Here is a 9,723-nt window from a genome sequence, read left to right as displayed (position 1 = left end):
CAATGACGTCGTCGACAATTCCGGCTGGCGTATCGCACTGGACTGGATACTTGGAACTGGCCGCTAGGGGAAAGAGACATGCAAGACCTGAGTCAGGTGGGATGCGAGGATCTGAAGTCAATCCAGGGCACCCGGTTGTTGCTAGAAGTCGATACCGGCACGGTGCGGGTGACCGACTGGGCCGAGCACAATCACAGCCAGATCGAACGCCTGCTCCAGGCGAATGGCGCGCTGCTGATCCGCGGGCTCCGTTTTCTGGGTAGCCAGCAGTTCGGTACTGTGTTGACGACGCTGTTCGGCGAAGAGTTGATCCAATACTCATACCGGTCCACCCCGCGCACCGAGCTACGAGGCAGTGTCTATACGGCGACCGAATATCATCCTGATCAAGTGATTCCCCAGCATAACGAGAACTCGTACTCGAACCGCTGGGCGATGCGGATCGGTTTTCTCTGCACGATGCCGGCCAGCCACGGCGGCGCAACGCCAATCTGCGATAGCCGCAAGGTGCTGGCTGATATTCCCGATGACGTGCGCGTGCGTTTCGAGCGCGATGGGGTGATGTATGTACGCAACTACTCGGACATCGACATCCCGTGGGGCGAGGTGTTCCAGACCAGTAGCCGCACCGAGGTCGAGACCTTCTGCGCAGCCAACGGTCTGCAATGGGAATGGCTCGATGAAGAACGGTTGCGTACACGGCAGATCAATCAGGCCACTGCGACACATCCGCACAGTGGAGAACAGGTCTGGTTCAATCAGGCGCATCTGTTCCACGTCACCAACTTGGAACCGGAACTGCGCGCCAGCCTGCTGAGCGTCATGGACGAGAGCGAGCTGCCACGCAATACCTACTACGGCGACGGCGAGCCGATCGACCCGGCGACCCTGGACCAAGTGCGAGGGGTCTACCAGCGGCACCAGATCGCGTTCGAATGGCAACGCAACGATCTGCTCCTGCTCGACAATATGCTTTATTCGCATGGTCGCGGCACCTTCGCCGGCAACCGCCAGGTTCTGGTCGGCATGGCCCGTCCGCACGAGGCGGCCGCATGAACGCGGCAGCCAATCGCGCTCCCGGATCCTGGCTGGTGCGGTGCTCAGCACCCAGCGCAGGGGAACGGCTGTTTTGCTTCCCGTATGCCGGCGGCAACCCTTATCTGTTCCGCGAATGGCCAGCCCTGCTGGACCATGCTTACGAGCTCTTCGCCTTGCAGGCGCCAGGCAAGGGGGCACGAATCCTCGAGCCTCCATGCCAGACGATCGCGGCGCTGATAGACGGGCTGATGCCGGTAATCGAACCGATGCTGGCGCAGCGTAGCTTTAGCTTCTACGGCCACAGCAACGGCGCGGTGATCGCATTCGAACTGGCGTGCCGTTTGCAGCAACGTGGCCTGCCCATGCCACGGCACCTGATCCTGACCGGCAGTCCCGCGCCATGGACGCGCATCCAAGAACGTGACTATCTTCGGATACCCGACGAAGCGTTCGTGCAGGTGCTGCGCGAACTGCAGGGCACGTCTGAAGAGGTGTTGGCCGACCGTGAGCTATTGAAGGTGGTAATGCCTGGCTTGCGCGCAGACTTTGCTCAAGGCCAGAGCTACCGGTTCGAGCACCCGGTCCCGTTGGATGTCGCAACGACGCTGGTGCACGGCAAAGAGGATAGTTTCGAGATCGAGCGCACGCGCGCCTGGCAACAGAGGCTGTTGCGACCGGCAACTCTGCATCGCATGCCCGGCGGTCATTTCTTCATTCACAGGTACATGCACGAACTGATCGCGCTCGTCGGACGCACGCTGCGCGGTGAGCAGATCGCAGGCGCTGAACGACTCTCGCCCGATCCAGCATCGCACAACCCGCACCGCACGCCGGAGCACCGGCATGAAAACAAGCTCGAACACCAGTCAGAACATCAGGAAGGCAATGCCCATGTCTGATTCATCCGACTCGCTGTACCTGCGCGAGGACGTTTATTTCGAACCGCTGATCAACGGCTGGTATGCCTGGCCCTACCTGCTGCCGCCAGTGACTGGCGCGCGGCACATGGTCCACACCCATCGCCGAATCATGAACTCGTTCGTCAAGAACCATAAGCTGCACATGATGGCAGTCAAGCAGCCGGGGATGGCCGGCTCCGAGTACCTGGACTGCAGCGAGGATCAGCTCCCCGCTATCCGCGCAATGGTGGATACAATCGACAATGATCATGCCGACTTAGTCGAACTGTCTGACGCCGTGCGTCAGCTGGACGAGATGTTGCGCGAACACACCAGCGGCGAGTCGGTCGAGCCGCTCTACGAGCGTGTACCCGAATCGCTGAAGGGCTACGTTGAACTGACCATGGATCTGGAACACCGTCCCTCCTATCGGTTGATCGAGGGCCTGTTGTACCGTAGCCGGTATTACAAACCGCGACTCCAGAATCTGTTGTTCGGTCGTCTCGACGCCAAGGGCGATCGCCCGTTCGTAATGAGCACGCCGAGGTTGCCGGCCGGCGACAATCTGCAGCTCGCAGCCGACTACAACGATCCACTGATCGATAAGCTGTTCCGCGCACGTACCGAAGCGTTAGGCCCGGCGGAGGTCGATGCACTGTTCGCCGATCGTCCAACGCGCGGCGGGCTCGATTATCGCGAGCTGTTTACCGCGCAAGCCCCACAGCGGAAACATCAGGCAGTTGCAGAGGGCGTACGTGTGCAGTATCTCGGCCACGCCGGCTTTCTGATCGAAACCGCCGAGGTGTCGATCTTGATCGACCCGGTGATCGCCTCACGTGGCGAATCCTTCGCCGACGACGTCATCAGCTTTAGTGAGTTGCCGCCGCACATCGACTATATCTGCATCACCCACCATCATCAGGACCACGCCAACTTGGAGACGCTGCTGCAGCTGCGCCACAAGACCGGCAAGGTGCTGGTCCCGCGAAATAATGGCGGCACCTTGGCCGATCCCTCGCTACGCCTGCTGCTGCGTCAATTTGGCTTCCACGCAGTCGAGATGGATGACATGGAGGAACTATCGGTTCGGGGCGGACGCATCGTCAGCATCCCGTTCCTGGGCGAGCACGGCGACCTCAACGTGCGCACCAAAGCCGCGTGGTTCGTCGAGCTTGGCGGAAAGCGAATACTGTTGGCGGCCGATTCGTCCAACCTAGAGCCGCGCATGTACCGACACATCGCCGATCAACTTGGCGCGCTGGATATCATGGCGATTGGCATGGAATGTGTCGGCGCCCCGTACACTTGGCTGTACGGCGCCTTGCACACCAAACTGGTCAGCCGCAAGATCAAGGAGTCGCGTCGCCTCAACGGTTCTGGCTACGAACAAGCCGCACGTATCGCCGACATGCTTCAGCCGTCACGGATTTTTCTCTACGCGCTGGGGCTGGAGCCCTGGTACAAGTACTTCATGGGGATCGAGTACGACGAGCATTCCGCGCAGATGGTCGAAACAGGACGCATGCTCGAAGCTTGCGAGGGGAGGGGAATTCCGGCCGAACGCTTGTACGGCAAGAAGACCGTCCATCTCGGTCCAGGTTGATCGAGGTCCGCGCGGGAGGCTTCTGCCACCGGTGCTCTCAGATCATGACCTCCTTATCGGATTTGAGCGACCGCACTTGGCCTATGAAGCAAGAAGGAGCTTTTTTCAGGTTGATCGAGCCACCAGGCCCTGTGAAGCGGCGCAGGGGTGCTGTGACCGCAGTTCAAGCAAGATTGGCTTTGTCGGCCAAGACTATCGCCAACAGATGAACCCGTCGTCACCGCCAGCTAGCCTAAGCCAGGTGCCGACCGCGCTTGCCAGTGGATATGGGGGTCAGAAGGGACTTAGATTTGCTGGATCCACGGACATTGCTGCGTGGTTACGGCAGCAACCAAAGCCCAGACACGAAATAGCATATGACATAATATACAGACTATGCGCGCTAGGAGCGTGCAAGTTATTGATTTCAATTGGCTTTTTCTGAATCGTCGCCGGCATCATGCCGATGGCCAGGATCAACGCCCCGACCACCGCAGTGATCGGGGTCAGTCTGTCCAGGATCGATTGCCAGAGCGCACGCTCTGTTGCTGAGGCTGCACGCTCAGTGTGAATCCTCGCCATCCAGCTCGCTCCGTCCAGCTTGGCAAGCGCACAAAGCTGCGCAATTCGTTCGTCTGGCAGGGCATATCTGCCCGAGCGCCAAGAACTAACCATCGCTCTGGTCACCCCTAGCTTTTGAGCTAACGCATTGTCTGAACTGAATTTTCCGCCTGCTCGCACCAGGTCGATCAGTTCGTTTTCCGCGCTCATGTTTAGCTGACCTTTACATTCCTGTTTCGCTGAACTATACAAGCGCTTGCGTTTAGTGTGGCTAAGCGCCCCGCCCCCCGGTACCCCCCGGGGGTCACGGGTCAGGGTAGGGGATCTGGAACAGGGGACATTTCGTGACGCATCACAATATCTTGGCCATCTGGCTGGTCCTGATCGCGTGCGCATATCTGCGCGCCGTGTTCGTGTCGATCGCCTATCGCCGCCAGGCTCGATTCAACCGCCTCGACTCCGATTACCGCGCCGCCGCCCTGGTTGCTAATGCCAAGCGTGAGGTGCGCCGTGCTTGATTTGCCCGGTCCGAAGCTGCATGAGCTCTACTCCCTGCGCGCTCGCGCCGCACTTGCCCGCCAGCAGCTGCTGGTCTCTGTCTATGACGCCCTCATCGAGCAGCGCATCCAGCTAATCGGCAACACCCCGGCGGTGGCTCTGTGACCCCGCTGCTCGCCCTTTGCCTACCCTTTTCACCGGTCGCAGCCTGCAATCAGGCCGGTGCAGGCCCGGCGCAGCCGGGTGGCCCGAGCAGTAACACGGGCCAAAAGTCTCAGACCCTCGAAGGTCTCTCGAAGCCGATCATCGATTTCTGCACCTTGGTGTTCGACACCGATAAAGCCATCAAGCTGCTGAAGCGAATGAGCGCCCAGGAGATGGTCTCCTACGTCTTTGGCACCTCCGGCAGCATTGTCGCCGGCGCCCTGGTCGATCGCTTGTGGAACTTCCGCTACCAGCGCAGCGCCATCCTCATCGATGAGACTTCAAGCGTCTGTGGTCGCATCGGCATTTCGGATGCTGGCGAGGTCTGCATCAGTCTGACAGGGCAGGGCTGCACTCACGTGCCCAATTGGGCCTATGCAGAGCGCGTCGCGCAGGATCTTGGTGCGCACTTGACCCGCATCGATATCGCTATCGACGACCACATGGGCAAGTGGTTCGACGTGGAGCACTTCCGCGACGCCTACCATGAGGGTGGCTTCACCATGAATGGCCGGCCTCCGCACGCTAAGCACATCAGCGACGAAGGCACCGATAAGGGCTGTTCGTTCTACGTCGGCCAGAAGGGCCACAAAGAGCTGTGCATCTACGAGAAAGGCAAGCAGCTTGGTGACCCAGAAAGCGAGTGGACCCGCTGCGAGGTGCGCCTCTACGCCAAGCGCATGATTCTTCCGCTCAGTGCGATGGTCGATCCAGGCAAGCACTTTGCCAGTGCCTACACGATCCTCGCTGACCTGGTGCTTGGCGAACTTGAACGCCTCGAGCTCAAGGAACGCATGGTCAACCCCTCGGTCAAGGCCATGATCGAATTCATCGACACGCAAGCCGGTACAGCGCTCCGCGTCCTCTGGAACGCGTTGAACAGCCGCAGCCCCGAATACGCCGTGTCAGTCCTGCAGCGCTACCTGAGCCACGACGGCGTGCCTGGCCGTTTCAAGAACCTGCAGCAGCTCGACCTAGAGGTACGCATCAGCAATCAGCTGGACGAGCTATTCCCCGACTGCGCCTAACCCTCCGGGGCACCGTGTCGCTTGCGGCGCGGGGCCCAACCACTTCACCGCCACCGCACCGTGACGCGTCACGGAATTCCGCACCATCACCATCAAGGTAACCATCGCAATGAAGATCACGATCACCAGCCAGCACGTCAACGAAAAACACTGGGAAAAGCAGGGTCGTAGCGGAATCATCCGCACCCAGGAAGCCAGTGCTGAAACCCCGAAGTTCCGCCAGACGGTCCGCCTGGATCTTGGCAAGGAACCGCCCTACGAAAACGGCGTCTACGAGTACAACCTCGAGGACAACGTAGGCGTCAATCGCTACGGCGATTTCGAGCTGCCGCGCAAGCCCACCCTGGTCCGCGTCGACAAGCCCGCCGTCAAGGCGGCCTAAGGAGCCGCTATGGCCGTCTTTGTCCTGCACTGCAAGGAAGCCGACTACAACGCTTCCACGCAGCAATGTGCGGCCCCGTTTTACGCACCTGCGTCCAATTTTCCTCCGCCGATGGACGCGGGCGAGGGCTTGGCAATCTCCGGAATCATCGCGGGTTGCTGGGCCATCGGTTTCATGATTCGGCAGGGGCGTCGTATCTCTCTCGCTTGACCAACCAACCATCAAAGGAAAGCACCACATGAAGACCAACACCACTCGTTCGACCTCGATCGCCGCCAAGGCCTCTGCAGCCGTCGCTGCTGCCGCCGCATCGGTGATGGCTGGCTCCGCCTTCGCTGCCGGTGAAGTCGCCGCAGCCATGACCGACGGCATCGACAAGTCCGACTTGCTGGCCGGTGGCGTGATCGTTCTCGGCGCCTGCGCCGTGATCGCCATGATCGGCCTCGGTCGTCGTCTGGCCAAGTAATCGGCCAGCCAGGCAGACAGGGCAGGGCGGGGATTTCCCCGCCCTTTTTTGTGACGCAACACGAAAAGGGGGAGTTATGGAATACGTCGGTTACTTCGTCATGATCGCCATCTTGGGGGCGCTATGGCTCGCACTGGACAGTTGAGCTTTCTCGGCCGCGTGTTCGCGTCTGCGATCGCGCGCCGACTCGCCTATGCCCTGGTCGCTATCGCCCTAGGTTTTTGCGGCGTCAGTCGTGCACAGGCTGCCACATACCCAAAGGTGGGTGATGCTATCGCGGCGTGTAACGCTGATACCTCGAAGTGGAAATCAGAAAATCCCGGCAGCGCCAATTATCTGTGCATTGACGTCCACGAGTCTTCCCTGGTGAGTCGCCGAATCGCATCAGACACTCGCATCCCTGCCAACCTCAATGCCGATTTTCCCAACGACTATAGGTACCTCGCAGGCTGTGAGGACGAACCGGATTACACCGGCGGTGGACCATGGGGCACCTACGTCGGTTCGGCACGGTCTGGAAGCATTGGTTGCCGAAACGGATGCGATGGCGTGTGGTTTGGCAACGCTGATGACAGCATGACCTGGAAAGGCACTGGAGCGGTGTGCCCTAATGACCCGCCTAAGACGTGCGAGGGCATGAAGGGTTACAACTGGAACGCCTACCTTGGCGTCTGCGAGCCTACGCCGCCTGACAAGTGTCCTGAGGGGCAGTCCAAGAACGCGAAGGGCAACTGCGAACCTAACGCGTGCCCCGAGGGCATGGTCTTGGGCCAGGACGGCACCTGTAAGCCAAAGGATAACGAGTGCCCCGCAGGGCAGATCAAATCGCCCACTGGCAGCTGCCTGCCTGGCGATGGTCAGTGCGCTGCAGGAGAGGTGCGCGGCGCTGATGGCACTTGCAAGAAAGACGGTGACGGTGACGGCGAGCCAGACGGTGAAGGTGATGGAGAGGGCGACCCCGATAAGAGCCAGTTCTCCGGCGGCGATGATTGCAATACACCTCCGAGCTGCAGCGGCGACGCGATCATGTGCGGCCAGGCTAGGATTCAGTGGCGCATTGACTGCAACACGCGTAAGAACCGCAACGTCAGCGGGGGAACCTGCGCCGCCATGCCTGTGTGCACTGGCGAGAAGTGCGACGCTGTTGAGTACAACTCCATGCTGTTCCAGTGGCGCAGTGCCTGTGCTGCAGAAAAGCTGCTCGCTAAGGGCACCGGCGATGGCGGCAGCAATGGTGAGCAACCCGCTTGGACTAAGGTCGGCGGCATGTCGCAGGACCCGGGCGCAGGCGCGTCTGACGCTGACACCAAGGTGCTCACCACCAAGAAGATCAGCACCGACGACCTCGACCAATCCGGCTTCGGTGGCGGTGGTACCTGCCCAGGTTTCGAAGCTGCAAGCGGTGGTGTGATCGCCAGCGCCTACTCGGCCACGTTCGCCTCGCCACCGCCGATGTGGTGCACCTTCATCGCACGCCTACGCGCCGGCCTCATTGCCGTCTCTGCGTGCGTCTCCGTCTTCATTCTCGCTAGAGGAGTGGGCTGACATGCCTATGATCATCGGCGCGCTGATCAGCGCGCTCCTGCAGGGTCTGCGTACATATCTGCCTGGCATCGTCGGCCGCGTGCTGATCGCCTTCGGCATCGGGTTCGTTGCACACGAAGTTGCACTGCCGTCGCTCAAGTCGTTTATCGCCGGCTGGTTGCCCGGCCTCGGCGCTGTCGGCGTCGCCTACTGGGACGCCAGCGGCATCGGCGTGTCCGTCACCATGATCCTGTCCGCGATCGCCGCAGCGGTGTCGCAGAAAGCCATCCTCTCCAAGTTGGTGAAATCCTAATGGCCCTTTACCTCGTTACCGGCCAACCAGGCCACGGCAAGACCGCTTACGCGATCGACAAGGCATTCGCGTTCAAGAAAGAAGGGCGCGAGATATACGCCCACGGCATCAAGGACTTCGACTACGAGCGGGCAGGGTGGAAGCACCTCGAAGACCCCACCAAGTGGCAGGACTGCCCAGATGGTGCGGTGATCATCCTTGACGAGTGCTACACCGTGTTTCCGAACCGCAACCCAGGTGCGAAGGTGCCTGAGCATGTTGAGCCGATGGCACGCCATCGTCATCGCGGCTTCGACTTCATCTTGATCGCGCAGCAAGGCCTGCAGCTCGATCCGTTCCTGCGTGGCCTCTACGAAGAGCACTGCCATGTGCGGCAGACCTCGATCATGAAGAGCAAAACCAAGCTGAAGAAGTGGGACGCCTACCAGGGCAACGTCGCTGGCCCGTGCGGGAATATCGTCGATTGGGTGAGGCCGAAATACGTCTTCGATTACTACACCTCCACCACTCTGGTGACCACTAAGCGCAGCATTCCGACCTGGGTGAAGATGGTCGGCATTGGCCTTTTGATCATCCTCACCGCGATGTACTACCTGAAGCACAGCTACAGCGCGAAGATTGAGAAAATCAACGAGGAAGCCGCCACGACACACAGCGGCACCGGGGTGACTGGAGCTTCAGCGAAGGGCGCACCGGGGCCGCGTACCTACGACACACCCACCGACTACGCAAAGGCACATGTCGCGCGGTTCGCTACGATGCCCTGGACAGCACCGATTTATGACGGTGGATCTCCTGCAGGTCAGCCCCAGCTCTACTGCATGTCCAGCCTCGCCGGCACAGATGCCATGGGCAAGCACCAGGAAGCCTCCTGCAGCTGCATGACAGAGCAGGGCACTAAGTACGAGATGAGCCAGCCAGAATGCCGCACGGTGGCCAGGAACAGCACGCCGTACAACCCGTATAAGCAGCCGGTTGCACCGCCGCCTCCGTATGTCCCGCCAGCTGACCAGGTGCACGACCAGGTGGCCGCTGTGCCTGGCACTGTCATCGGGTCTACGTCGCGGGCTGCAGGTACGTTCCCGGAGTCGAAGCCGTATCAAACTTCGACCACCATCCCAGATACAACAGCGCAGCTTTGATTCCGTGACGCGTCACGATATGATTCACTCATCAACAAGGGGAGTAGGGCATGGATACCGAAACACTGTTCGCGATCGCTGTGCTG

At 60.4% G+C, this 9,723-nt stretch carries 13 protein-coding genes; 12 read left to right on the top strand and 1 reads right to left on the bottom strand.

Translation table 11 applies throughout. The features are described from left to right. The first annotated feature begins 78 nt into the window (after positions 1 to 78). Genes DGN21_RS10400 through DGN21_RS10390 form a run of 3 tightly spaced genes read left to right on the top strand, consistent with a single transcriptional unit; the run spans position 79 to position 3,540 of the window. Entirely contained in the window at positions 79 to 1,056 is a 978-nt protein-coding gene (locus DGN21_RS10400) for a TauD/TfdA family dioxygenase (protein WP_104553440.1), read from the top strand. Then, positions 1,053 to 1,937 (top strand): thioesterase, encoded by an 885-nt coding sequence (locus DGN21_RS10395; RefSeq protein ID WP_160954703.1) that lies wholly within the window; start codon positions 1,053 to 1,055, stop codon positions 1,935 to 1,937. Before DGN21_RS10400 ends, DGN21_RS10395 begins: the two co-directional genes overlap by 4 nt. Further along, a complete protein-coding gene (locus tag DGN21_RS10390; RefSeq protein WP_160954704.1) occupies positions 1,930 to 3,540 on the top strand; it encodes an MBL fold metallo-hydrolase in 1,611 nt (536 codons plus the stop codon). The genes DGN21_RS10395 and DGN21_RS10390 overlap by 8 nt, the downstream gene beginning before the upstream one ends. A 273-nt stretch (positions 3,541 to 3,813) precedes the next feature. Here DGN21_RS10390 and DGN21_RS10385 read toward each other — a convergent pair whose 3' ends face one another. Beyond that, on the bottom strand, positions 3,814 to 4,290 hold the full coding sequence (locus tag DGN21_RS10385; protein ID WP_252374659.1) for a DUF3693 domain-containing protein: 477 nt from the start codon (positions 4,288 to 4,290) through the stop codon (positions 3,814 to 3,816). Between the two features lie 152 nt (positions 4,291 to 4,442). Between DGN21_RS10385 and DGN21_RS10380 the strand changes: the two genes are divergently transcribed. The 9 genes from DGN21_RS10380 to DGN21_RS10340 all read left to right on the top strand — a co-directional run bounded on the left by DGN21_RS10380 (position 4,443) and on the right by DGN21_RS10340 (position 9,637). Further along, positions 4,443 to 4,598 carry a hypothetical protein gene (locus DGN21_RS10380; protein ID WP_181120860.1) on the top strand — a complete coding sequence of 52 codons (156 nt, stop codon included), beginning with the start codon at positions 4,443 to 4,445 and terminating at the stop codon, positions 4,596 to 4,598. Beyond that, a complete protein-coding gene (locus DGN21_RS10375) occupies positions 4,591 to 4,743 on the top strand; it encodes a hypothetical protein (protein WP_184622980.1) in 153 nt (50 codons plus the stop codon). Before DGN21_RS10380 ends, DGN21_RS10375 begins: the two co-directional genes overlap by 8 nt. Further along, positions 4,740 to 5,810: a replication initiation factor domain-containing protein gene (locus tag DGN21_RS10370; protein ID WP_215824913.1), complete on the top strand. Its 1,071-nt coding sequence runs from the start codon at positions 4,740 to 4,742 to the stop codon at positions 5,808 to 5,810. The genes DGN21_RS10375 and DGN21_RS10370 overlap by 4 nt, the downstream gene beginning before the upstream one ends. 109 nt (positions 5,811 to 5,919) lie before the next feature. Further along, entirely contained in the window at positions 5,920 to 6,192 is a 273-nt protein-coding gene (locus DGN21_RS10365; protein ID WP_046935691.1) for a hypothetical protein, read from the top strand. Between the two features lie 9 nt (positions 6,193 to 6,201). After that, on the top strand, positions 6,202 to 6,402 hold the full coding sequence (locus DGN21_RS10360) for a hypothetical protein (RefSeq protein ID WP_046935692.1): 201 nt from the start codon (positions 6,202 to 6,204) through the stop codon (positions 6,400 to 6,402). A gap of 28 nt (positions 6,403 to 6,430) precedes the next feature. Next, a complete protein-coding gene (locus DGN21_RS10355) occupies positions 6,431 to 6,658 on the top strand; it encodes a hypothetical protein (RefSeq protein WP_087910976.1) in 228 nt (75 codons plus the stop codon). A 141-nt stretch (positions 6,659 to 6,799) separates the two neighbouring features. Beyond that, positions 6,800 to 8,203, top strand: coding sequence for a hypothetical protein (locus DGN21_RS10350; protein ID WP_215824912.1), 1,404 nt, complete (start codon positions 6,800 to 6,802; stop codon positions 8,201 to 8,203). A 7-nt stretch (positions 8,204 to 8,210) separates the two neighbouring features. Next, positions 8,211 to 8,495: a DUF2523 domain-containing protein gene (locus DGN21_RS10345; protein ID WP_046935694.1), complete on the top strand. Its 285-nt coding sequence runs from the start codon at positions 8,211 to 8,213 to the stop codon at positions 8,493 to 8,495. After that, positions 8,495 to 9,637 (top strand): zonular occludens toxin domain-containing protein, encoded by a 1,143-nt coding sequence (locus tag DGN21_RS10340; protein ID WP_215824911.1) that lies wholly within the window; start codon positions 8,495 to 8,497, stop codon positions 9,635 to 9,637. Before DGN21_RS10345 ends, DGN21_RS10340 begins: the two co-directional genes overlap by 1 nt. The last annotated feature ends 86 nt before the right edge of the window (positions 9,638 to 9,723 follow it).

The sequence above is a fragment of the Xanthomonas sp. MLO165 genome (genome assembly GCF_018831305.1).
GTDB lineage: Bacteria > Pseudomonadota > Gammaproteobacteria > Xanthomonadales > Xanthomonadaceae > Xanthomonas > Xanthomonas arboricola.
The sequence above is the reverse complement of the archived record's forward strand: the minus strand, read 5'-3'. Positions and strand labels throughout refer to the sequence as shown.